The sequence below is a fragment of the Rahnella sp. PCH160 genome (assembly GCF_047784855.1).
In the GTDB taxonomy this organism is placed as follows: domain Bacteria; phylum Pseudomonadota; class Gammaproteobacteria; order Enterobacterales; family Enterobacteriaceae; genus Rahnella.
On the sequence record NZ_JBLOGT010000001.1, the window covers coordinates 2,384,194 to 2,407,142 of the forward strand.

A 22,949-nucleotide genomic window follows, 5' to 3' on the forward strand; every position below is an offset into this window, starting at 1 on the left:
CCGCTCACATGAGCGGCTTTTTTATTAGGGATTTTCCTGAATAAAGGCGACAAAAGTTTCACGGGTTTTGATGCAGATATCTGAACAAGACGATCCCTTTCTGGTCGGTAATGATGACGTTCAGGGACGGTTTTTCACTCTTGCTGGCAGCAAGTATTTTACCCGCTGAAGCTTCACAACCGCCGGTGGTAACAGTGGCTTCGTAAGTGAATTCTTCACCGTCTGCCGCAGCCCGGAGGTCCAGTGTAAAACTGTTTGGCAGGATGACCGGATCCAGTTTCAGGCTGTTATGAGTGGAAATAACGTCGCGATAGTCTTCGAGCAATTGTTCTTTCTGCGGGCTGCTGAACAGCGAAATCGCCATATAAATATCATCTTTCGACGACGCATATTCAGCGGCCAGTATGGCCGGATTCGCCCGGACCACTTCTGCCTGCTTAGCGATACTGACCGCCAGCGGAGCAAAAGGATCGTTTTGCAGCGAAACATTGATAAGCCCTGCAGGCGTCACTGTAAAGCTGTTGTTATTGGACTTCGTATTTATCACGCCAGCAAACGACGGTGATAATTTCAGGCGGCTCGGTGTTTCCGCATGGAAAATATCAATGCGGTAATTGGCGCTGAAAGGAACCTCGTCGTGCGAAAGCGTGGTTTTATCGCCATTCATCGTGCGGGTGAAGATAATGTTACCGCTGAGATCGTAAATCTCAATTTTGGCATAGGCTTCGCCCGGGAAGTACGAGTGCGGGGATATGTGAGTGACATCGATAACCACAGTTTGCTTGACCTGATCGACTTTCAGATTACAAAACGGAACATTACCTAAACCTAAAAAGCTGAATGACTGGCTGGCCAGCACCGCACCGGCTTTTGCCACATAGTTTATCGTCTGTGTGTTTACGCCGCTTTTTACGATAGCGTAATGATTATCCTGGAAGTATTTCACGCTCTTGCCGGTCGGCGTTTGCAGTTTATAAGCGCCAACCGGGATTTGAGAAAACGTCAGTGAGTTGCCATCGGGCGTGCCGGTTTGTACCGGCTGACTGGCATCATTCAGCCGCAGGAAAGTTTTCTCTCCCTTAATCTGAGCCATATCATCGATAGTAAAGGTGAGGGTCAGGTCACCCTTTAACGCCGCTGAAGCAAGCTGCGTAGAAGTGACCAGAGACAGTACCGAAGGCAGATGGAGACTGGTTTTCAGCGCACTGGCCTGCTCAGTACTGACTAACTCTGAAAGCGGGTAAGCAGGTTCCCCGTTGCTGAAGAGATTAATCTCACGTTGTTTGTCCGACAACGTGGTGCCTGCCCGGTAAATATAGGGCGTGACATCAACCCTGCCAATTTTGAGATAACTGTCGGAAAGTAAATCCAGCAGCAAGTAATCGGAGGCGGCAAAGCCTGCGGTGTTGGCGAGAACGCGATAATGTTTATAAAAAGCCGTGAAAGCAGGATCGCCACCGCTATCTTTAAGCTGCATCATAAAAAACAGCTTTGAACGCAAATCCCAGCTGCTGACTGGCTTATTGTCGGCCAGGTTTTTGTTAATAACAGACAGAGTGGAATCGACTTTGCCGTAGTTGTATAACCAGCCCTTGGCATAAACCTGATCACCTAACACCAGATTCTGAAAACTGGCGGCAAAAATATTGTTCCACACTTCAGCGGTGGTAAACACCGGATCGGACATAAACGCGCCCTGATACCCGTGGCCAATTTCATGCAGGGCAGCCCAGTTGTCAATCGTTCCCAACCAGCAATCCGAAATTTTGGAACTGGTTGCAGCCACCCATAATGAACTGTAGTAAGCCGCGCCCGCGCCGTGCAAATCGGCTTTGGCAAAATAACGATTGGGAATGTTTTTATCGGTAGCGACGTCCGGATTAAAGCTGATACCCATCAGATTATTATAGAATTCGAATATTTTTTTATAGTTTGCAATGACACCCTTTAAATTGTTTTGTATTCCGGTGTTTTTCACTTTTGCTTTATCAATTTTAGGTACCAGAATCTGAATGAACGGTGAAAATATCACTGCGAATTCAGCATCTATGGAATCCCAGAGTTGGAAAAAAGGAAATTCATCAGCATTTTCTTGATATACCGGCAGCGGTTTTGCATCGCTTGGGAAGCTATATTCGATAACCGGTGCTTCGGTGGTGTAAGGGGTCGTGATGAACGGCACGGAGGTCGTCGTGAAGCTGATGTCCGTTGAAGTACTGGTCACGGTAAACGACTTCTCTGTCGCACTGTCGGCGTTCAGCAGCCAGAGCGTCAGCGGCGCCGTGAATTTAGGGTTGGTTTGTTTGATTGTGAGAGTTTGTCCTGCGGCGAGAATCAGGTCGAGGCGCTGCTTATCGTGATTGATACCTTTATCGATTCCCGCTTTTTTTAACCAGGTGGGATCCTGCAACGTATAAAGTGTTTTAGTCAGTGTAATATTGCTCATGCTGGCGACTCCGTGGGGTTATTGTCTGAATGAAACAGAGAGCTGAAAATTCTGCTCATTGAATTTCATTTGAACGGTTTTAATTAGCTACGGAGCCACTATAGGAATGGTTTTCTGCGTCTGATAATAATAACGACTAATAAGCCATCACAAATAAAAATGGAAAGATAAAAAAGATGACTCATAAAATATAACGTTATGATTGGCTTTTTTTAGCCGTGATCTTTGAAAACGCTCCCGCAGCAGTCAGGGGAAGGTTTGAGCCTGAAAAGAGCGTTTTATGTGATGCGGGTCACGTTTATATGTACGTTCAGCAAGTCATTACATCAAATTTGTGATCTTACCCATTCCATTCTTCCCATCAATGCGTAAACTGCGCGCTTGTTCAAATTTGTGCAGGTTTTAAACATGAATATTTTAGTGATGATCGCAATCACCACCGGGATCCTCTCCGGTCTGTGGGGTTGGGTGGCGGTCAGTCTGGGTCTGATCAGCTGGGCAGGTTTCCTGGGCTGCACGGCATATTTCGCCTGTCCGCAGGGCGGGTTACGCGGACTCGTGATCAGCACGCTGACCTGCATGAGCGGCGTTTTCTGGGCGGTTGTCATTATTGCGGGCAGCGCGATGCGCCCGGAACTGAGCATCCTCGGCTATATGCTGACCGGCGTTGTGGCCTTCCTGATGTGTATTCAGGCCTGGCAGCAATGGCTGGCTTTTGTGCCGGGTACCTTTATCGGCGCGTGTGCGACCTTTGCCGCGCAGGGCGACTGGCGTCAGGTGGTGGTGTCACTGCTGGTGGGGCTGGTATTTGGTTATGCGATGAAAAACAGCGGATTATGGCTGGCAAAAAAGCGTGAAAAACCGCGTGCGCAGCCGGAAAAACGGGCTGTTTTTGTGAAAGCTAAAGGGTCAGAAGGTTCTTAAAACCCCGAATTTACGGCGGTTTATGCGGATCCTGCGGGCATTCCATCCCGTTCTGCGCTAGGGTTATAGGCAGTATGAACGTTCACCTCATAAGGAGATAACCATGGCTGACCAATTTGAGACACAGCAGAACTCGTTAGATGACGATTTGCGTATGCTGACTGAAACGCTGGAAGAAGTGCTGAAATCTTCCGGTGATAAAGCTGATGAGAAGTATGTTCAAATCAAAGCCCGTGCGGAAAATGCACTGAAAGATATCAAATCACGCATCGATCCGCAGGCTCGTTCTTACTGCAAAAAAGCCCGTCAGGTTGCAGAACAAACTGACAGCTATGTGCGCGAAAACCCATGGCACGGCGTCGGTGTTGGCGCGGCCGTCGGTCTGGTGGTTGGCCTGCTTCTGCGTCGCTAATCCCGCTGAGCAGGAGCGGTTTTCGCTGCTCCTGCTGCCTTACGTTTGATTACTCCTTTCTCTCCTCCTATACTCCTTCTTAGCTAACATCACTCACTTCAGCTTGATCTGTCGCATATTTTCATTTTTCGTATCGCCGCATAATTCATCCGTAATTGATCCAACCCGTTTTTTGATCCAGAAGGGTATTTCTGCCCGTCACAAAACATCCGGTATGGCCCGAGGTAGCGGTGAAACAAATATCAGCCATCATTGAACAGCTTGATACAGCGCTCGCAGGCGAATGGCCTGATACTGCGGGCATCCGGCAGTTGAGTTATTCCCTGCAAAAACAGCCTGATACCGGCCTGCTTGAATGGTTATCCGCACAACCGTGCTACCCGAAATTCTACTGGCAGCAGCGTGATGGCGATGAAGAAGCCGCCGTGTGTGGCGATGCCTGCGCGTTTGGCAACATGTCGCAGGCGCAGGATTTTATTCGCGAGCATCAGGATGTTCCCGATTTGCATCTCTGGGGGCTAAACGCTTTCAACGCCGACAACGATGACGCCGACTTTTCCGCCAACGCACTCTTCCTGCCACGCATTGAACTCTGCCGTAAAGGGACGACCTACTGGCTGCGTTGTACCGTTTTCAGTATCCGTTCATTGCGTGATGAAGCGCGCCGCACCCGTCTGTTCCTGCGTTCGCTGGTCGCCAGTCGCGATCTGCCGCCGATCACTTCCCGCGTCATACAGCACCAGCATCTGCCCGCTCAGCCGCAGTGGAACGAACTGATTTCACAGGCGCTGACCTGCATTGAACAGCAGCAATTCGACAAAGTTGTTCTCGCCCGCAAAACCACCTTAACGCTCAGCCAGCCGCTGAATGCCTGCGCTTTTCTTGCCGCCAGCCGCGAAGTGAATCATCACTGCTATCACTTCATGCTGGCGTTTACGCCGCAGCAGGCTTTTCTGGGCTCCAGCCCGGAACGTCTGTTTCTGCGCGACCATACCGAATTATTCACCGAAGCGCTGGCGGGCACTGTCGCCAATCATCCCGATGATGATGAAGCGCAGACGCTGGGGGAATGGCTGCTCAATGATGGCAAAAATCAGCGCGAAAATTTGCTGGTGGTTGATGACATTTGCCAGCGTTTACAGGGCGGGGCGCATTCTCTGGATGTCATGCCCGCGGAAATTTTGCGGTTGCGTAAAGTGCAGCATCTGCGCCGCAGCATTCACGGCGAACTCGCCGAAGCTGATGACGCCGGATGCCTGCAACGTCTGCAACCCACGGCGGCAGTGGCCGGATTACCGCGTCAGGCGGCGCGTGAATTTATCGCCGGTTATGAGCCTTTTGACCGCGGGTGGTATGCCGGTTCAGCCGGATATCTCAGTACCGAACAAAGTGAATTTACCGTAGCGCTGCGCTCTGCGGCGGTGAAAGGGCATCATCTGGAACTTTACGCCGGGGCGGGGATTGTCGCCGGTTCAGACGCTGCACAGGAATGGCAGGAAATCGAAAACAAAGCCGCAGGTTTGCGTACTTTGTTGGAAGAGCATTACACGCCTGCCGTTCAGGCCGGATAATCTTTTGCCGGAGTGAGTTGACCATGTCTGTTGCCGTCTTTAACCGTCGCTGGGCGACGCTGATCCTTGAAGCACTGACCCGCCATCAGGTGCAGCATGTCTGTATCGCTCCCGGCTCCCGTTCCACGCCGCTGACCCTTGCGGCCGCCGCGCATCCTCACCTGATCTGCCACACCCATTTTGATGAACGCGGTCTCGGCCATCTGGCGCTCGGTCTGGCAAAAGCCAGCGGGCAACGTGTGGCGGTGATTGTGACGTCCGGCACCGCCGTCGCAAATCTCTATCCGGCGCTGATTGAAGCCGGGCTGACCGGTGAAAAACTGGTGTTGCTCACCGCCGATCGTCCGGCAGAACTCATCGATTGCGGTGCGAATCAGGCAATCCGCCAGACCGGCATGTTTGCCAGCCATCCCGTCGAAACGCTGGATTTACCGCGCCCGACGCCGGAAATCAGCGCCCGCTGGCTGGTCTCGGCGCTCGATAACGCGCTGGCGCAGCAGACGCACGGCGCCGTACATGTAAATTGCCCGTTTGCCGAACCGCTTTACGGCGAAGATAACGGTGAGCATCAGGACTGGCTGCAAACGCTGGGGGACTGGTGGCAGGGAAATCAGCCGTGGCTGACGTATTCGCCGGTGCAGCATACGGCGGCGCAGACCGACTGGTTTTCATGGCGGCAAAAGCGTGGCGTGATTATCGCCGGGCGCATTTCTGCCCGCGAAAGCGAGCTGCTGGCGCAATGGGCGGAACAACTCGGCTGGCCGCTGATCAGCGACGTGCAGGCTTCAACCGGCAATCCGCTGCCGTGCGCAGACTTGTGGCTGGCGTCACCGCAGGCGCAGTCTGTGCTGGCGCGGGCGCAACTGGTGATTCAGTTTGGCGGCGGGCTGACGGGGAAACGGTTACTGCAATGGCAGGCCGCGTGCCAGCCGGAGGAATACTGGCTGGTCGACACCTTGCCGGGCAGGCAGGATCCGGCGCAGCACCGTGGCCGCCGTATTCAGGCCGATGTGTCTGACTGGCTCCGGGTGCACCCTGCGCAGACTCAGCCTGACTGGGCAGAAGAGCTGGAACAGTGTTCCCAGCGTGCGTTAAACGCCGTGGAAAATCGTCTTACAGGCACCTTTGGCGAAGCCGCTGCGGCGTGGCTGCTGCCGGCATTACTGCCGGAGCACGGCCAGCTTTTCCTCGGCAACAGCCTGATTGTCCGCCTTGTGGACGCTTTCGCGCAGTTGCCCGCCGGTTACCCGGTGTTCGCCAACCGTGGCGCCAGCGGAATTGACGGCCTGCTCTCGACCGCCGCCGGTGTACAGCGCGCAACCTGCAAACCCACGCTGGTACTTCTCGGCGATATTTCGGCCCTTTACGACTTAAACGCGCTGGCGCTGATGCGTCAGTGTTCCGCCCCGACGGTCATCATCGTGGTGAACAACAATGGCGGGCAGATTTTCTCACTGTTGCCGACGCCGGAGGCCGAGCGTCAGCGTTTTTACTGCATGCCACAGAACGTTGAATTCAGCCATGCGGCCGCGATGTTTGGTCTGGATTACGCCTGCCCGGATTCCATGAGCGCGTTGCGTGAAGCCGTCAGAGAATGCTGGCAGCACGGTAGCGTAAAACTTATCGAGCTGAAAGTCAGTGAAACGGAAGGCGCAGAGTGTCTGCGTGATTTAGTCAGCGAGGTCAGCGCTTCATGACGCTGGCTTGCACGCGGCTCAGCGGCGGAGCCGAAGGGCGTCCATGGCTGGTCTTTCTCCACGGCCTGTTAGGCAGCGCTGAAGACTGGCAACCGCTGTTGCCTTCACTGACCGGCTGGCCGTGTTTGCGGGTGGATTTGCCGGGGCACGGACGTTCCTCTGATATTACCGCCGCCGGTTTTGCCGACGTCAGCCAGTTGCTGACTGACACGCTGAACGGGCAGGGCATTACGTCATACTGGCTGATTGGCTACTCGCTGGGCGGGCGCATCAGCCTGTATCACGCCTGTCACGGCGACACGTCCGGCTTACAGGGCGTGCTGGTGGAAGGCGCACATCCGGGGCTGACCTGTCAGGCCGAACGTGCGCAGCGCCGTCATCACGATCAGCAATGGGCCGCCCGTTTCACGCAGCAGTCCTGGCCGCAAACGCTCGCCAACTGGTATCAGCAGCCGGTGTTTTCCAGCCTGACGGACGAACAGCGCGCGGAACTGGTTTTATTGCGTGAGGGCAATAACCCCCGCGCCGTTGCCGCGATGCTGGCCTCCACATCGCTGTCGGTGCAGCCGGATTTACGTCCGGAATTGCACCTGCTTTCCTGCCCGCTGGCATGGTTGTGTGGCAGCGCCGACACCAAATTTATCCATCTCGCGCAGCAGTCCGGTTTCGAACTGCGCACCGTCGCCAGTGCCGGGCATAACGCCCATCGTGACAATCCGGCGGAATTTGCCCGCCAGGCGCTGGCGTTCATTAATTCACCTGTCTTAAAGGAAGTTGAGCATGATTTATCCTGATGAAAAAGAGCTGTATGCGCCGGTTGAATGGCGTGACTGTACCGGCGAATTCGAAGATATCCGTTATCACAAATCTCTCGATGGCATCGCTAAAATCACCATCAACCGCCCGCAGGTGCGCAATGCGTTTCGCCCGCTGACCGTCAAAGAAATGATCCGTGCGCTCGACGATGCCCGTAACGACGAAGGCATTGGCGTGATTGTGCTGACCGGCGAAGGCGAAAAAGCTTTCTGCGCAGGCGGCGACCAGAAAGTCCGCGGCGATTACGGCGGCTATCAGGATGCCAGCGGCGTTCACCATCTGAACGTGCTGGATTTCCAGCGTCAGATCCGTACCTGCCCGAAACCGGTTGTGGCGATGGTGGCCGGTTATTCCATCGGCGGTGGACACGTTCTGCATATGATGTGCGACCTGACGATTGCTGCCGATAACGCCATCTTCGGCCAGACCGGCCCGAAAGTGGGTTCCTTCGACGGCGGCTGGGGTGCTTCTTACATGGCGCGCATCGTCGGCCAGAAAAAAGCCCGCGAAATCTGGTTCCTGTGCCGCCAGTACGACGCGAAAGCCGCGCTGGAAATGGGCCTGGTCAACACCGTGGTTCCGCTGGCCGATCTGGAAAAAGAAACCGTGCGCTGGTGTCGTGAAATGCTGGAAAACAGCCCGATGGCGCTGCGTTGCCTGAAAGCCGCACTGAATGCGGACTGCGACGGTCAGGCCGGATTGCAGGAACTGGCGGGTAACGCCACCATGCTGTTCTACATGACCGACGAAGGTCAGGAAGGCCGCAACGCGTTTAATGAAAAACGCCAGCCGGACTTCAGCAAATTTAAGCGGAATCCATAATGCGCCGCGCCACGGTGTACCGGTATAGCCTGCCGATGGAGGCGGGCGTGGTGCTGCGCAATCAGCGTCTGAAAACGCGCGACGGATTGCTGGTATCACTGTGGCAGGACGATAAAACCGGCTGGGGTGAAATCGCGCCGCTGCCCGGTTTTAGTCAGGAAGCATTGCCGCAGGCGCAGGATGCCGCCCGGCACGGGCTGAGTCAGTGGGTGCAGGGCGCATCGCTGACGGCCGTCGCCTCGGCCTTTAGCAGTTTACCTTCCGTGGCGTTCGGCCTGAGCTGCGCCGATGCGGAATTGCGCGGTGAATTGCCAGAAGTGATGAGCTTGCGCTGTGCGCCGCTGTGTCATGGCGATCCGAACGAACTGTATGCGCGTCTGGGCGAACTGCCGGGTGATTTGTTTGGCAAAAAAGTCGCCAAAGTAAAAGTCGGTTTGTACGAATCGGTAGGCGACGGGCTCAATGTCAGCATGTTGCTGGAAGCGTTGCCGGAACTGCGTTTACGCCTCGACGCCAACCGCAGCTGGACGCCGGTTAAAGCCGAAGGGTTTGCCCGTCACGTTGCGCCAGAACTGCGTTCGCGGATCGCTTTCATCGAAGAACCCTGCCTGACGCGTGAACAATCCCGCGATTTTTCCCGCACCACCGGCATCAGGATTGCCTGGGACGAAAGCGTGCGCGAGCCCGGTTTTACCGTTCAGGCCGAACCGGGTCTGGCGGCGATCATCATCAAACCTACGCTGACGGGAAGCCTGTTGCGCTGCCGCCAGCTGATCGCACAGGCACATTCGGCGGGGCTGGAAGCGGTGATCAGTTCGTCTATAGAATCCAGTCTCGGGCTGACGCAACTGTCGCGTATCGCGCAATGGCTGACGCCCGACGCCGTGCCGGGGCTCGATACGCTGGATTTGATGCAGGCACAGCTGGTCCGGCAATGGCCGGGTTCCACATTGCCGCTGACGGATGTTTCTCAACTGGAAATCGCATGGCAGAGCAAATGATCAATGACTGGCCGTGGCGTGAACGGGCAAACCGCTCGCCGTTTGCTGTGGCGCTGAAAGCCGGTGATATCACCTGGTGCTGGCGAGATTTGCAGCATCGTGTCGATTCGCTGGCCGCCGGATTTATTCAGCAGGGCGTCAGTGAAGGCGCGGGTGTTGTGCTGCGCAGTAAAAACAGTCTGGATGCGCTGCTCAGCTATCTGGCGCTGTTGCAGGCTGGCGCGCGTTTACTGCCGCTGAATCCGCAGTTGCCGCAGAGTCTTTGCGAAGAATTATTGCCACAGCTGGATATCAGTTTTGTTCTGGATCTGACAGGACAACCGCTTTCCCTGAGCCAGACGCCGCTGCATTTGCGTAACGCGTTTTCCGTCAACTGTGTTTCATGGCAGCCGGAGCGCATTGCCACAATGACGCTCACTTCCGGCTCCAGCGGGCTGCCGAAAGCCGCTGCGCATACCCTTTCCGCTCATCTTGCCAGCGCACGCGGCGTTCTGGGTTTGATTCCGTTCGCACACAACGACAGCTGGCTGCATTCATTGCCGCAGTTTCATGTTTCGGGGCAGGGGATTATCTGGCGGTGGCTTACCGCCGGTGCCACGCTGGTGCTGGCCGGAGATAAAAATATTGAGGCCGCGCTGGCAGAATGCAGCCATGCGTCGCTGGTGCCCACGCAGCTCTGGCGATTGCTGAAACAGCAGACATTCCCGACATCCTTACGGCATGTTTTGCTCGGCGGCGCGCAGATCCCGCTGGAACTTACTACGCAGGCCGAACTGGCAGGCGTTCAGTGCTGGTGCGGTTACGGAATGACGGAAACCGCGTCAACCGTAACGGCGAAGCGCGCAGATGCGTCGGCGGGTGTCGGCCAGCCACTGGCGGGTAAAAAAGTCCGTATTTCAGGCGACGAAATCCTGATCCACGCTGACAGTCTGGCGGCCGGTTACTGGAAAAACGGCGGTCTGACGCCGCTTACCGATGCTGATGGCTGGTTCTCTACGCGCGACGGTGGTAGCTGGCATGAGGACGAACTGTATATCCAGGGGCGTCTGGACAATGTTTTTTTCTGCGGGGGTGAGAATGTTCAACCCGAAGCGGTTGAACGTATTTTGCTGCAACACCCCGGCATTCATCAGGCATTTATTCTTCCTGTGAATGACATTGAGTACGGTCAGCGTCCTGTCGCCATCATTGCGGCTGCCAAATCACTGGATTTTTCGACGTTACAGGATTGGGTTATGGGGAAACTTACGCGTTTTCAACAGCCTGTAAATTATTTGGCTTTACCTGAAAGTCTGTCAAATGGTGGAATAAAAATCTCACGCAAAGACTTAGCTGTTTGGATAAGCAGACTCTGAATCACATTCTGTGAAGTGTTCCTTCCAATATAAATGTCCAAAAATGGATTCATTCAGCGGGGTGGGTTTTGTATCTCACTGAATGAATGATCCTTTTTAGTGAGTTTACTCATGCTTAAGTATTCATGTAATTCTGATGTCTTTACTAAAAAGCTGCTGCATTTATAATTCATTGGAATTGTTTTATGAATTACACACACAGTGTGGATGCTGTTTAATTTAAATTGATAAGGATGTGGGAATAAATGAAAGGTAAATTGTTAGCATTGTCCGTATTAATCTCTATGCCAATTTCAGTAATGGCATCTGATGGTGATATTACTTTCAATGGTAAAGTTGTTGCCTCTGCCTGTACTTTAAAAGGCATTGATGGCGGAACCCAAACCACCGGCGCAATTGTGACTTTAGCTGATGTGACCCCAAATTCATTCACAGGCGCTGGCGGTTACGCGGGTATGAAAGATTTCAGTATCGATCTTAAAGATTGTGAAATCACAACGGTTAAAAATGCGAGCGTGTCTTTCAGCGGTACACCGGATACTGCTGATGGCAGTATTCTAAAAAATAATGTAGCTACTGCGCCAGCACTCGGTGTCGGTATTGCCATTTTAGAAAATGACGGCAGTACTCCAGTAAGCATTAACGGTGGTACACCGTCTCAGAAGCAACTTTTATCTGTAGGCGATACTTCGTTGAAATTTAAAGTTGCATATAAAGCGAATACCTCAACACCCAATGTGACTGCCGGTGATGTCAGTGCTAAATCCTTTATTGATATTACCTACCAATAACCGATATATATTTTATTAAATATAATTCTTAGCAAGTTTTCATCCTATAATTAAAGCAGGTCGTTGTGGATAATTTAAAATTTTCATTATTAATGAGAGTTTTCATCATGGCGTCTGCTTTTTGCTCTTTACCTTTATTAGCCGCAGAGGAAACGCCCTCAGGTACTAATAATAATGATTCCGCTTTTGATGCGGATTTTTTGCGCAAAGATACGCAGGAAATCCCTCAGCAATTTTATCATCCTGACCAGGTTTCAGCAGGCATAAAAACGGCAGATGTTGTTTTAAATAGCCGCACGCTTTTTAAAACAAAAATAGAGTTTATTAATGTTAAAGGCTCTCCAAACGCCATGCCATGTCTGACGCAGCCGTTACTTCACCAGATGGGGCTGGATCATCATCTGAACGAAGTGGGTAAAAGTGGCAATGAAATTTGCTATGACCTGCTGGCGAAATGGCCTGATGCCAGTATCAAATACGATGAATCCATGCAGCAGCTTATTGTCACCGCGCCACAGGCTGCCACCAATATGGCTTCACAGAGTGAGATGATCGACCCGTCCCTCTGGGACAGTGGCGTCAATGCGCTGCGTTTAAGTTATTCTGGCTACGTTTATCACACTGAAAATCACGACAGTGGTTCCGACGCCGATACCAGCGACACCGCCTACATGAGCCTGAACTCTGGCGTGAATCTGGGTAGCTGGCGTTTCTACAGTTTTGATACGTTCAATAAATCGCAGTTGGGATGGGAAACCAATCATGACCGCGCCTATGCCGAGCGTGACATCGCCTCACTGGTGTCCCGCATGACCGTCGGTGATGTTTATGCCAGTACCTCAAGCGACGTGCTGGGAATTTTGCCGGTTCGGGGGATGACGCTTGAAACTAACGGGCAGATGTTGCCCGCAGACACGTTCAGTTATGCACCCGTTATTCGTGGCGTGGCGCGCATGAATGCGCGAGTAGTGATTCGCCAACGCGGAAATATTATTTATAGCACGACCGTCGCGCCGGGCAGTTTTGCTATCACTGATTTCACCAACGGCCAAATTGGCGCAGATCTGGACGTGACTGTCGAAGAAAGTGACGGCAGCCAGCAGCAGTTCATCGTGCCTTATACTGCGTTGCCAAACATGCTGCGTCCGGGCACCTGGCGTTACAGCGTCAGCGGTGGCCGCTACCGTGATAATTCTCTTTTTTATCAGCCGGTCGTGGGGCAGGGCAGTTTGCAATATGGTTTCGATAAATTGACGCTGAGCGACCTGGTGGTGGCGGGTGAAGGCTATCAGTCGATGGCGCTGAGCAGTGCGTTCAATCTTGGATCTCTTGGCAGCATTTCCCTCGACTGGGCACTGGAGCACCATCAGCAAGTGTCTGCGGATGATCTCAATTCTCATCGTGATAATCTGGGCGTCGCTGATGAAACCAGCGACGCCGGGCGCGCGGTACGTCTGTTATATGCACGCCGTTTTGACAGCAGTGACACGTCGCTTCAGGTCATGGGCTACCGTTATCAGACGCGAGATTTTATGGATTTCCCCGAGTATGCAGGCTGGCGGTGGGGCAGTGATGACACACGTAATCACCGTAAGAACCAGTTCCAGGCCACGGTGAATCAGGGGCTGGGGGAGTTTGGAAACGGTTATCTGACGCTTGAGCGGGATAACTACTACGATTCTGACACCACAGACACGTCTTTGACGATGGGCTATACCTTCATGATTCACTCTGTAAACGTGGGTATTAGCTATAGTTATCAGGCCAATTCCAGCTCAGATTCAGACGAGGATAATGCCCCTGACCGTCAGCTGTCGCTCAATTTCTCCGTGCCACTGAATATGGGTGAGAAGCGTAGCGGGAACGTTTCATTGAGTAACAACAGCAGCAGCCGTTCTGGCGACTCGCAAGTGGCGACGGTGACGGGAACCGGGCTTGAAAGTGCCTTAAATTATTCGCTCTCCGCGCAGCATGACAATCAGGGATATTCACCTTCGGCCTCAATGGGGTATCGCAACAGCATGGCGAATATGAACGCCAGCGTCAGCGCGGGGCAAAGTAGTCGCCAGTACTCTGCGGGGATTGCCGGTGGCGTCGTGGCCTATAGTCAAGGTGTGGTGCTCTCTCAACAATTGGGTGACACCATCGCCATCATCGAAACGCCGGATGCGAAAGGTATCAGCGTAGAGGGGCAGCCAGGCGTATCGACTAACCGCTGGGGGCGCGCCGTGGTGCCTTCGATATCGCCTTATCGCGATAACGCACTCTCTTTAGACACGCGACATGCAGACGATAATGTCGAACTTGCCGAGAGCGGAAATAACGTCATCCCGACGCATGGCGCGGTTGTCGTGCGTCGTTTCCAGACCAAAGTCGGACGTCGGGCCATTGTGATGTTGTCGCTTCCCGACGGCAAACCCGCACCTTTTGGTGCAACCGTAATGCAGGGACAGGAGCAGGTCGGCATGGTCGCTGATAACGGATTGTTGTATCTCAACGGCGTACTGGCCGACGGAGATACAGCGTTGCATGTGACGCTGGAAAATAACGCCACGTGCCAGTTTATTTTACCGGTTCCCAGGGGATCATCTGAGCCCTGGTACCAACAAATTAATGCGGTATGTCGCTGAGTAGAGAGAAATGAAATTTAACAAATTAGCCGTTGCTGTTTTGATGAGCGTGGTGCTGTTAACTAACATTGTTAGCTCTGTGGCTCAGGCCGCAGTTCGTCCAGCACTGACACGCGTGATTGCGCTGGAAAGTGATAAAGAAACGTCAATCAAATTGCTGAATGACGATAAAAATCATGATTACCTGGTGCAGTCCTGGATCGAAGATCTCAGAGGCAATGATAAAAATATGCCGCTTATTCTGACGCCCCCGCTCTTTAAAATCGGTGCCGGACGCGAAGGGAAGCTGCGCATGGTGATCCTGCCGGGGAAAATGCCTCAGGATCGCGAATCGGTATATTGGTTGTGGATTCAGGAAATTCCACCGGTCAGTAAAGTGACGGGCAATCAGTTGCAGTTAGCCGTCCGCACGCGGCTGAAAGTATTTGTCCGTCCGTCTACGCTGAAAGAACAATCTGCTGAAACTGTCGGGAAACTCACCTGGCAGGTGAGTCATGAAGGAGGTAACAATTGGCTGATAGCGAAAAACCCAACGCCGTATTACGCCAGTTTCTCTGAGTTAGCTGTAACAGTGGCGGGGAAATCCTTACCAATACAAGGCAAAAACGCGATGGTGCCAGCGAAAAGTGAAACCCGTTACGCCCTGCCTGCGGCTGTTTCCGGTCAATCCGGTACTCTTAATTACTCAGTCATTAATGATTTTGGTGGCGATACGCCGGTGCAACATCAGTCGATGACCTTTTAACGGGAAACCGAAATGAGACGACACTCGGTGGTCAGAACGGGATTTTGCTGCACAGCATTGCTACTGGCCTGCCTGTTTCCCAGCCTCAGCCGGGCGGCGGCTTTACACTGCGATATTGATACCGGCGGGGTTTTACCTTTTGCGCCTTATACCCGCGAAAACCCGATAGCGGTGGATCAGGACACGCCCGACTATACAGTGATTTTATCGCTGGATTACGCTCAGTTTCTGCCAAATATGCGCCTGACGTGCAGCTCCGACGGGCAGGACTTTTCTGCACCGGCTGCATTCGATGGTTATGTCACGGTGAGCCTGAGTACGGTGAATGACGCTGCCCTGAACTGGGATGGTGAAGCGCAAACCGCGAATAACGGTATCAAGATGAAGTTTTACATCAAGGCCGTGTCTTACAACCAGGAGACTTTAGCGGACAGTTATTCGCCTGCCAGAATGGCACCAGGAAAGCAGCTTGGTGCCGAATACAAGATCATGGATGGCAGCGCGGACACTTCGCTGATCGAGCTTGGTGCGCAGCATAATGCGACCAAGTCACTGTATAAATACGACGCCGTGCACAACTACGCCATCGAAGCTATGCGGGTTGAGCTGGTTAAATACGGCTGGATGGAATACGACACGCAACAGGTTGTTCCGGCAGGTACGCACTTAACGTTCAGCATTGATGGTTTTGCCGGAATCACTACGATCAATGTGCCACTGGGTTCCGGCGTTTTCATCGCTGCGCCATCATGCAAACTGGATACTCAGCATCAGGTGGTGGATATCGGTACTATTAACAAACAAAGCACAGGTACTTTTCCTGTTGAAGGACCACTGACCCGTTTTGGCGTTGATTTTACCTGTAGCACCTACACCAACAATGTCGAGCTGACGTTTACTGATGCAAACTCCTCGCTGATTGGCCGTGACACATTGGTTACGCACAGTGTCGCAGATGGTAAAGCACTGACCGGACTGGCGGTCGGCGTTTATGACAGCGAAGGGAAGGCGGTGAGAATGGGAGTGAAGCAAAGTCTGGGGATTGCGCAAAAAGGCAAAAATACTGCGCATTTTCAGGCGGCGATTATTCAGACTGCCGCAAAAATTACGGACTCGAAATCTGATAGCTTTACCGGTGCATTCACGGCAAAAACCAATCTGACTATTACCTACTATTGATACTGACAGATGAACACTCAGGGTCGCGCAATGCGGCCCTTCATGTTTGTTATGCACTCAAAATCAGGCTTTCAGTGCTTGCTCAACACCTGCTCCATACGCCGGATCGACTCTATAGAAAAGGTCGAGCTGGCGTTTTTGCGTTTCAGGCGACGCATGTTTCAACTCCCCGGCAACGGGCGCGCCAGCGGCTGTTGTTAATCCTTTCTTGGTCATGACATTTCCTTCCAGTTTGAAGCGGGTGGGGGGTAAAAGGGTCTGGGGTAGCCTTTTTACATTCCTTATCTGAGGGTTGCTTTCCTAAGCAAAATTCACTCACCCACAAGGAATAAACCCTATATTGATCAGGGGAAAATAGGCTGGAGTTATCATTCCGATTAGAAATCTTCGTTTCATCAATGAAATCGATGTTTCTTACAATTTACTGCCTCTCCGCGAATGTTTTAAAGTTCCAAAAAGTTGTTACAGCAGAGTGAATTGCTTTAGACTTCAGGCGGAAGAATCATTGTCGTTTAGCAATTATTTAGGATAAATAATGAAAAAGTTTCTTGTCGCTGGTATTGCTGCCAGCCTGATGTTCACGGCGGCTTCTGCCAATGCAATCAGCGTGAATGGTGAAGTTGGCGAGCATTACACTCACTTAGGCGTGGGCATGGGCACCACTTCTCCGGGCCTGGCGTTGAGCGGTGACTGGACGCATAACGACGACGACGGTGATGTCGCGGGTCTGGGTCTGGGCTACAACATCCCGTTGGGTCCGTTCATGGCAACCGTTGGCGGTAAAGGGCTTTACACCAATCCAAAAGACGGCGACGAAGGTTACGCAGCGGCAGTCGGCGGCGGCCTGCAATTGCCAATCGCTAAACTGTTCACCTTGTACGGTGATTATTATTATTCTCCGGATTCACTGTCCAGCGGCATTGGTAATTATAAAGAAGCCAACGCAGGCGTGCGTCTGACGGCGATTCCGTTAGTGACCGTGAGCGTAGGTTACCGCTACATGGCGCTGGACGGCAAAGACGGCAAAGACGGCAACCGCGACAACATCGTAGCCGATGGCGCATATCTCGGCGGCGCTGTTAATTTCTAATTCCTCATCATCTTTAGAGGAATAATGTGTTCAGGCCTGCTCAGCAGGCTTTTTTTTCATCTGTACTTTCACTTTGTGCCTGTGCGATTGTGTTTCGGCGTCAGCCTTTCTACAGTAGAAGGACAAAACGAGAGGAGAAAGTGATGCTTAGGGTTGAGATGCTCAGTACCGGCGAGGAAGTTCTTCACGGTCAAATAGTGGATTCAAATGCCGCCTGGTTGGCCAGCTATCTGTTCGATCAAGGCCTTCCGATGACCAGTCGTGAAACGGTGGGCGACAGTCTGGACGAACTGGTTAGCGTTATGAAAGAGCGCAGTCATATCGCAGATGTGTTAATCGTCAACGGTGGTTTAGGGCCGACGACAGATGACCTGAGCGCGCAAGCTGCTGCCCTGGCCTGTGGCGTTGAACTGGTGGAGGATGCCGGATGGATTAAAACCATGCAGGCATTCTTTAACGAACGTGGCCGCCCGATGGCCGAATCCAACCGTAAACAGGCGCAGATCCCGGCCAATGCCGAGCTGCTGGATAATCCGGTCGGCACCGCCTGCGGATTCAGCGTGAAGCTCAACCGCTGCCAGATTTTCTTCACGCCGGGCGTACCTTCCGAATTCAAAGTGATGGTTGAACAGCAAATTGTTCCGCGTCTTCACAAACAATTCCCCGCACTCGAAGCACCATTGTGTTTGCGTCTGACCACGTTCGGACGTGGCGAAAGTGATCTCGCCACCGAACTGGATAAACTCGAACTGCCTGAAGGCGTGGTGATGGGTTACCGTTCTTCGTCGCCGATTATCGAGCTGAAAGTGACCGGCCCGCGTTCGCAGGAAGCGGCGATGCAAAAAGCTTTCGAACGCGTCCGTGAAGTGGCGGGCGAGAGTACTATTTTCGAAGGTCTGGGGAGTTTACCGGATCGTCTGGCGGAGCGTCTGCTGGCACAAAACCTGCGTCTCGCGGTGAGTGAAAGTTTTACCGGCGGTCTGCTGAACTGGCGGCTGCAAAGCGCAGGCGTCCCGCTGGCCGGAGGCGAATTACTGGCGCACACCGAAGAAGCGTCGCCGGAGAAAACCCTCGAATGCCTGCTGGCGCGTGCACAGGATCTGGCGGAAAAAACCGGCGCACAACTCGCGCTGGCCGTCGGGGCGTTATCGGGCGATCGGCTCAGCCTGACACTGCATACGCCATCCGGCACCTGCGGATTAACGATTCGTTATACCGCCACGCGGCACGGCCTGACGTTACGGCAGGAGACAATAGCGATGGTCGCGATGGATATGCTGAGGCGCTATCTGAACGGGTGGGAAGTGGTGGCGGATTATCCGTGGTTGGATCGGGTTGCGAAGGTGCAATGATTTCAGGTTTCTTGCACAGAGAAGAGAGATTAGCTTTAACTGGATCAGAATAGGCAAAGTTTTTGCCTGCTAAACCCCCTCCCGGCCTCCCCCTTCGCAGGGGGAGGAGCAAAGACTCGATCGGCTCCCTCCCCTGCGAAGGGGAGGGTTGGGGTGGGGTATCAAAGCAAACTCAAGGTGGGGAAGGGTGCACCTGATTAGGTTTTTTGCCACACCCTGCTCACCATCAGAATGAAATTTCTATGTGTGCCACTGGCATGCAACAACACGGTAAAATCTCTCCTTCCGCCACAAACGCAAGGGGTTTCTCACTATATCTGACCTCACCGCTGACCAGCTTCATGCGACATGATCCGCAATAACCTTCCCGGCACTGGTATTCTACTTCAACCTGATGATGTTCAAACACTTCCAGCAAATTACGGTGTCCGGATTTGCAGGCCAGTTGCTGGCCGCTTGCTGAAAGTGTGATCGTTCTGTCCGTCATTTAAAGCTCGAAATCACTCAAATCGTCGGCGTGAACTTCAGAGTCAATCTGACCGACCAGATAAGAGCTGACTTCCACTTCCTGCGGCGCAACCTGCACGTTGTCAGAAACCAGCCATGCGTTGATCCACGGGATCGGATTCGAGCGGGTTTTGAAGGGTGCGGTCAGGCCCACGGCTTGCATACGGATGTTGGTGATGTATTCCACGTACTGGCACAGAATATCTTTGTTCAGGCCAATCATGGAACCGTCTTTGAACAGGTATTCTGCCCAGTCTTTTTCCTGTTGTGCTGCCAGTACGAACAGGTCGTGGCATTCCTGCTCACACTCTTTGGCGATTTCCACCATTTCCGGGTCGTCCTGACCTGAACGCAACAAGTTCAGCGCGTGCTGAGTGCCGGTCAGATGCAGTGCTTCGTCGCGGGCAATCATCTTGATGATTTTCGCATTCCCTTCCATCAGTTCGCGTTCAGCAAAGGCGAATGAGCAGGCGAAGCTGACGTAGAAACGCACGGCTTCCAGTGCATTCACGCTCATCAGGCAGATGTAGAGTTTTTTCTTCAGTTCACGCAGGTTTACCACGACAGTTTTACCGTTGACGGTGTGCGTGCCTTCGCCCAGCAGGTGGTAATAGCTGGTCATTTCGATCAGCGTGTCGTAATAGCCGGAAATGTCTTTCGCGCGCTTGAGGATTTCTTCGTTGGTCACGATATCGTCAAACACAATCGCCGGATCGTTCACGATGTTGCGGATAATGTGCGTGTAAGAGCGGGAGTGAATCGTTTCTGAAAACGCCCAGGTTTCGACCCAGGTTTCCAGCTCAGGAATGGAGATCAGCGGTAACAGCGCCACGTTCGGGCTGCGGCCCTGAATGGAATCGAGCAGCGTCTGGTATTTCAGGTTGCTCAGGAAGATGTGTTTTTCGTGATCCGGCAGGGCCTGGAAATCGATACGGTCGCGGGAAACATCAATCTCTTCAGGACGCCAGAAGAAGGACAGCTGCTTTTCGATCAGCTTCTCAAAGATCTCATGTTTCTGCTGGTCGAAACGGGCAACGTTGACTGACTGACCAAAGAACATTGGCTCGAGGAGCTGATTATTTTTGTTTTGCGAAAAAGTACTGTAAGCCATAACTGCTTTTCCTCTGAATACTCGGCAAAAACCCCCTGACGGGGGTTTTATGTAATTTTTTTAATTAAAACAGACGATTAGATTTTGCAGGCACCGCTTTCGCAGTCGTCAGCCACTTCTGCTTTCATGTCTTCTTGCACATCGTCAGCACCGTCTCGGGTGTTCTGATAGTACAAGGTTTTCACGCCGAATTTGTAGGCCGTCAGCAGGTCTTTCAACAACTGTTTCATCGGCACTTTGCTGTTCGGGAAGCGCGACGGGTCGTAGTTGGTGTTCGACGAAATCGCCTGATCGATGAATTTTTGCATCACGCCAACCAGTTGCAGGTAACCGTCGTTGTTCGGCATGTCCCACAGCAGTTCGTACTGATCTTTCAGACGCTCATATTCTGGCACTACCTGACGCAGGATCCCGTCTTTTGATGCTTTGATGCTGATGTGGCCGCGTGGTGGCTCGATGCCGTTGGTGGCATTGGAGATCTGCGAAGACGTTTCGGAAGGCATCAGCGCGGACAGCGTGGAGTTACGCAGGCCGTGGGTTTTGATGCTTTCACGCAGGGAATTCCAGTCCAGATGCAGCGGTTCGTTGCAAATCGCATCCAGATCTTTCTTGTATGTGTCGACCGGCATGATGCCTTGTGAATACGTGGTTTCGTTGAACCACTGACACGCGCCTTGTTCTTTCGCCAGTTCGTTGGAGGCTTTCAGCAGGTAATACTGAATGGCTTCGAACGTCCTGTGCGTCAGGTTGTTAGCGCTGCCGTCGGAATAACGCACGCCGTTTTTCGCCAGATAATAAGCGTAGTTAATGACGCCAATACCCAGAGTACGACGGCCCATCGCACCGCGTTTTGCGGCCTTGATCGGGTAATCCTGATAATCGAGCAGGGCGTCGAGCGCACGAACGGCCAGAACGGCCAGCTCTTCCAGATCATCAAGGCTTTCAATCGCGCCAAGGTTAAAGGCAGACAGCGTACACAGCGCAATCTCGCCGTTTTCGTCGTTAACGTCATCCAGCGGCTTGGTTGGCAGCGCGATTTCCAGACACAGGTTGGACTGGCGAACGGGCGCGATAGCCGGATCAAACGGGCTGTGGGTGTTGCAGTGGTCAACGTGCTGAATGTAGATACGGCCAGTGGATGCGCGTTCCTGCATCATCAGTGAGAACAGTTCGACCGCTTTCACTTTCTGCTTACGGATTGCCGGATCTTGCTCGTATTTTTCATACAGACGCTCGAACTCGTCCTGATCGGCGAAGAACGCATCGTACAGGCCAGGCACGTCGGACGGGCTGAACAGCGTGATATCGCCACCCTTAACCAGACGCTGATACATCAGTTTGTTGATCTGCACGCCGTAGTCCATATGACGGACGCGGTTGCCTTCAACCCCACGGTTGTTTTTCAGCACCAGCAGGCTTTCCACTTCCAGGTGCCACATCGGGTAGAACAGCGTGGCTGCGCCGCCACGAACGCCGCCCTGAGAGCAGGATTTCACTGCGGTCTGGAAGTGCTTGTAGAACGGGATACACCCGGTGTGGAACGCTTCGCCGCCACGGATCGGGCTGCCCAGCGCACGGATGCGGCCGGCGTTGATGCCGATACCGGCACGTTGGGAAACGTATTTCACAATGGCGCTGGACGTCGCGTTAATGGAATCCAGGCTGTCGCCACATTCAATAAGAACGCAGGAACTGAACTGACGCGTTGGGGTACGCACGCCAGACATGATCGGCGTAGGCAGAGAAATTTTGAACGTAGAAATCGCGTCGTAGAAACGTTTGATGTAGTCCAGACGGGTTTCACGCGGATAGCCGGAGAACAGGCAGGCGGCGACCAGAATGTACAGGAACTGCGCACTCTCGTAGATATCGCCGGTCACACGGTTCTGCGCCAGGTATTTCCCTTCCAGCTGTTTTACCGCGGCGTAGGAGAAATTCATATCGCGCCAGTGGTCAATATAACTGTCCATCTGCTCGAACTCTTCAGCCGTGTAGTCTTCCAGCAGATGTTTGTCGTATTTACCCATATCAACCATGCGGGTCACCTGGTCGATCAGTTTGGGTGGTTCAAACTGGCCGTAGGCTTTTTTGCGCAGGTGGAAGATCGCCAGACGTGCAGCCAGATATTGGTAATCCGGGGCGTCTTTGGAGATCAGATCGGCGGCCGCTTTAATAATGGTTTCATGAATATCAGCGGTTTTGATCCCGTCATAGAACTGGATGTGTGAACGAAGTTCTACTTGAGAAACTGATACGTTTTGAAGACCTTCCGCTGCCCAGTCAATGACACGGTGGATTTTATCAAGGTTGATGCGTTCTGTGCGGCCATCACGTTTAGTAACAAGTAGACTTTGGTTCATTCGGGGCGATACCTCAAAGGTTTATAAGGGACTGACCGGGCCGTGAAAACACGCACGGCAGCACAAAGGGCCCCTTGTGTGCTGGTCAGGATATAAACACAATATATTGTGGGTTTGTTATTTTCTGATGACAAGATAGT

At 53.0% G+C, this 22,949-nt stretch carries 19 protein-coding genes; 14 read left to right on the forward strand and 5 right to left on the reverse strand.

Going from position 1 to position 22,949, the window contains the following annotated elements:
* Positions 1-58: 58 nt before the first annotated feature.
* Positions 59-2,446, reverse strand: coding sequence for a putative mucin/carbohydrate-binding domain-containing protein (locus ACM5QY_RS11185; RefSeq protein ID WP_416120679.1), 2,388 nt, complete (start codon positions 2,444-2,446; stop codon positions 59-61).
* A gap of 408 nt (positions 2,447-2,854) precedes the next feature.
* Here ACM5QY_RS11185 and ACM5QY_RS11190 point away from each other — a divergent pair, with 408 nt between their 5' ends.
* From ACM5QY_RS11190 to ACM5QY_RS11245, 12 genes are all read left to right on the forward strand, one after another.
* Positions 2,855-3,370 (forward strand): DUF1097 domain-containing protein, encoded by a 516-nt coding sequence (locus ACM5QY_RS11190; protein WP_416120680.1) that lies wholly within the window; start codon positions 2,855-2,857, stop codon positions 3,368-3,370.
* 103 nt (positions 3,371-3,473) lie between these two features.
* Entirely contained in the window at positions 3,474-3,782 is a 309-nt protein-coding gene (locus ACM5QY_RS11195; RefSeq protein WP_416120681.1) for a DUF883 family protein, read from the forward strand.
* Between the two features lie 230 nt (positions 3,783-4,012).
* A complete protein-coding gene (gene menF, locus ACM5QY_RS11200; protein ID WP_416120682.1) occupies positions 4,013-5,353 on the forward strand; it encodes an isochorismate synthase MenF in 1,341 nt (446 codons plus the stop codon).
* Between the two features lie 23 nt (positions 5,354-5,376).
* Complete coding sequence (gene menD / locus ACM5QY_RS11205) at positions 5,377-7,050, forward strand: 2-succinyl-5-enolpyruvyl-6-hydroxy-3-cyclohexene-1-carboxylic-acid synthase (protein WP_416120683.1); 1,674 nt, start codon at positions 5,377-5,379, stop codon at positions 7,048-7,050.
* A complete protein-coding gene (gene menH, locus ACM5QY_RS11210; protein WP_416120684.1) occupies positions 7,047-7,844 on the forward strand; it encodes a 2-succinyl-6-hydroxy-2,4-cyclohexadiene-1-carboxylate synthase in 798 nt (265 codons plus the stop codon). The genes menD and menH overlap by 4 nt, the downstream gene beginning before the upstream one ends.
* On the forward strand, positions 7,831-8,688 hold the full coding sequence (menB, locus tag ACM5QY_RS11215) for a 1,4-dihydroxy-2-naphthoyl-CoA synthase (protein WP_416120685.1): 858 nt from the start codon (positions 7,831-7,833) through the stop codon (positions 8,686-8,688). Before menH ends, menB begins: the two co-directional genes overlap by 14 nt.
* Positions 8,688-9,689 (forward strand): o-succinylbenzoate synthase, encoded by a 1,002-nt coding sequence (gene menC, locus ACM5QY_RS11220; protein WP_416120686.1) that lies wholly within the window; start codon positions 8,688-8,690, stop codon positions 9,687-9,689. The genes menB and menC overlap by 1 nt, the downstream gene beginning before the upstream one ends.
* Entirely contained in the window at positions 9,674-11,044 is a 1,371-nt protein-coding gene (gene menE, locus ACM5QY_RS11225) for an o-succinylbenzoate--CoA ligase (RefSeq protein WP_416120687.1), read from the forward strand. The genes menC and menE overlap by 16 nt, the downstream gene beginning before the upstream one ends.
* A gap of 245 nt (positions 11,045-11,289) precedes the next feature.
* Entirely contained in the window at positions 11,290-11,835 is a 546-nt protein-coding gene (locus tag ACM5QY_RS11230; protein WP_416120688.1) for a fimbrial protein, read from the forward strand.
* Between the two features lie 107 nt (positions 11,836-11,942).
* Complete coding sequence (locus ACM5QY_RS11235) at positions 11,943-14,465, forward strand: fimbria/pilus outer membrane usher protein (RefSeq protein ID WP_416120689.1); 2,523 nt, start codon at positions 11,943-11,945, stop codon at positions 14,463-14,465.
* 10 nt (positions 14,466-14,475) lie between these two features.
* Complete coding sequence (locus ACM5QY_RS11240) at positions 14,476-15,210, forward strand: fimbrial biogenesis chaperone (protein WP_416120690.1); 735 nt, start codon at positions 14,476-14,478, stop codon at positions 15,208-15,210.
* 12 nt (positions 15,211-15,222) lie between these two features.
* The gene (locus tag ACM5QY_RS11245) at positions 15,223-16,389 is read left to right on the forward strand and encodes a fimbrial protein (protein ID WP_416120691.1); all 1,167 of its coding nucleotides are present in this window, start codon (positions 15,223-15,225) and stop codon (positions 16,387-16,389) included.
* A gap of 63 nt (positions 16,390-16,452) precedes the next feature.
* Here ACM5QY_RS11245 and ACM5QY_RS11250 read toward each other — a convergent pair whose 3' ends face one another.
* A complete protein-coding gene (locus tag ACM5QY_RS11250; protein WP_416120692.1) occupies positions 16,453-16,605 on the reverse strand; it encodes a catalase-related domain-containing protein in 153 nt (50 codons plus the stop codon).
* Positions 16,606-16,924: 319 nt separating this feature from the next.
* Here ACM5QY_RS11250 and ACM5QY_RS11255 point away from each other — a divergent pair, with 319 nt between their 5' ends.
* Together ACM5QY_RS11255 and ACM5QY_RS11260 are read left to right on the forward strand one after the other, a co-directional pair.
* The gene (locus ACM5QY_RS11255) at positions 16,925-17,479 is read left to right on the forward strand and encodes a YfaZ family outer membrane protein (protein WP_416120693.1); all 555 of its coding nucleotides are present in this window, start codon (positions 16,925-16,927) and stop codon (positions 17,477-17,479) included.
* A 143-nt stretch (positions 17,480-17,622) separates the two neighbouring features.
* Entirely contained in the window at positions 17,623-18,831 is a 1,209-nt protein-coding gene (locus ACM5QY_RS11260) for a nicotinamide mononucleotide deamidase-related protein YfaY (RefSeq protein ID WP_416120694.1), read from the forward strand.
* A gap of 226 nt (positions 18,832-19,057) precedes the next feature.
* Here the strand turns inward: ACM5QY_RS11260 and yfaE are convergent, their stop codons facing one another.
* From yfaE to nrdA, 3 genes are all read right to left on the reverse strand, one after another.
* Positions 19,058-19,318, reverse strand: a complete 261-nt coding sequence (yfaE, locus tag ACM5QY_RS11265) for a class I ribonucleotide reductase maintenance protein YfaE (protein ID WP_416120695.1) — start codon at positions 19,316-19,318, stop codon at positions 19,058-19,060.
* A complete protein-coding gene (gene nrdB, locus ACM5QY_RS11270; RefSeq protein WP_413529315.1) occupies positions 19,319-20,449 on the reverse strand; it encodes a class Ia ribonucleoside-diphosphate reductase subunit beta in 1,131 nt (376 codons plus the stop codon). It lies immediately after the preceding gene.
* Positions 20,450-20,526: 77 nt separating this feature from the next.
* On the reverse strand, positions 20,527-22,809 hold the full coding sequence (gene nrdA / locus ACM5QY_RS11275; protein WP_416120696.1) for a class 1a ribonucleoside-diphosphate reductase subunit alpha: 2,283 nt from the start codon (positions 22,807-22,809) through the stop codon (positions 20,527-20,529).
* Between the last annotated feature and the right edge of the window lie 140 nt (positions 22,810-22,949).

Bases quoted from the DNA above. Each gene is read 5' to 3' on its own strand.
- ACM5QY_RS11185 (WP_416120679.1), bottom strand. From the start codon at position 2,446: ATGAGCAATATTACACTGACTAAAACACTTTATACGTTGCAGGATCCC.
- ACM5QY_RS11190 (WP_416120680.1), top strand. From the start codon at position 2,855: ATGAATATTTTAGTGATGATCGCAATCACCACCGGGATCCTCTCCGGT.
- ACM5QY_RS11195 (WP_416120681.1), top strand. From the start codon at position 3,474: ATGGCTGACCAATTTGAGACACAGCAGAACTCGTTAGATGACGATTTG.
- menD (WP_416120683.1), top strand. From the start codon at position 5,377: ATGTCTGTTGCCGTCTTTAACCGTCGCTGGGCGACGCTGATCCTTGAA.
- menH (WP_416120684.1), top strand. From the start codon at position 7,047: ATGACGCTGGCTTGCACGCGGCTCAGCGGCGGAGCCGAAGGGCGTCCA.
- menB (WP_416120685.1), top strand. From the start codon at position 7,831: ATGATTTATCCTGATGAAAAAGAGCTGTATGCGCCGGTTGAATGGCGT.
- menC (WP_416120686.1), top strand. From the start codon at position 8,688: ATGCGCCGCGCCACGGTGTACCGGTATAGCCTGCCGATGGAGGCGGGC.
- menE (WP_416120687.1), top strand. From the start codon at position 9,674: ATGGCAGAGCAAATGATCAATGACTGGCCGTGGCGTGAACGGGCAAAC.
- ACM5QY_RS11230 (WP_416120688.1), top strand. From the start codon at position 11,290: ATGAAAGGTAAATTGTTAGCATTGTCCGTATTAATCTCTATGCCAATT.
- ACM5QY_RS11235 (WP_416120689.1), top strand. From the start codon at position 11,943: ATGGCGTCTGCTTTTTGCTCTTTACCTTTATTAGCCGCAGAGGAAACG.
- ACM5QY_RS11240 (WP_416120690.1), top strand. From the start codon at position 14,476: ATGAAATTTAACAAATTAGCCGTTGCTGTTTTGATGAGCGTGGTGCTG.
- ACM5QY_RS11245 (WP_416120691.1), top strand. From the start codon at position 15,223: ATGAGACGACACTCGGTGGTCAGAACGGGATTTTGCTGCACAGCATTG.
- ACM5QY_RS11250 (WP_416120692.1), bottom strand. From the start codon at position 16,605: ATGACCAAGAAAGGATTAACAACAGCCGCTGGCGCGCCCGTTGCCGGG.
- ACM5QY_RS11255 (WP_416120693.1), top strand. From the start codon at position 16,925: ATGAAAAAGTTTCTTGTCGCTGGTATTGCTGCCAGCCTGATGTTCACG.
- ACM5QY_RS11260 (WP_416120694.1), top strand. From the start codon at position 17,623: ATGCTTAGGGTTGAGATGCTCAGTACCGGCGAGGAAGTTCTTCACGGT.
- yfaE (WP_416120695.1), bottom strand. From the start codon at position 19,318: ATGACGGACAGAACGATCACACTTTCAGCAAGCGGCCAGCAACTGGCC.
- nrdB (WP_413529315.1), bottom strand. From the start codon at position 20,449: ATGGCTTACAGTACTTTTTCGCAAAACAAAAATAATCAGCTCCTCGAG.
- nrdA (WP_416120696.1), bottom strand. From the start codon at position 22,809: ATGAACCAAAGTCTACTTGTTACTAAACGTGATGGCCGCACAGAACGC.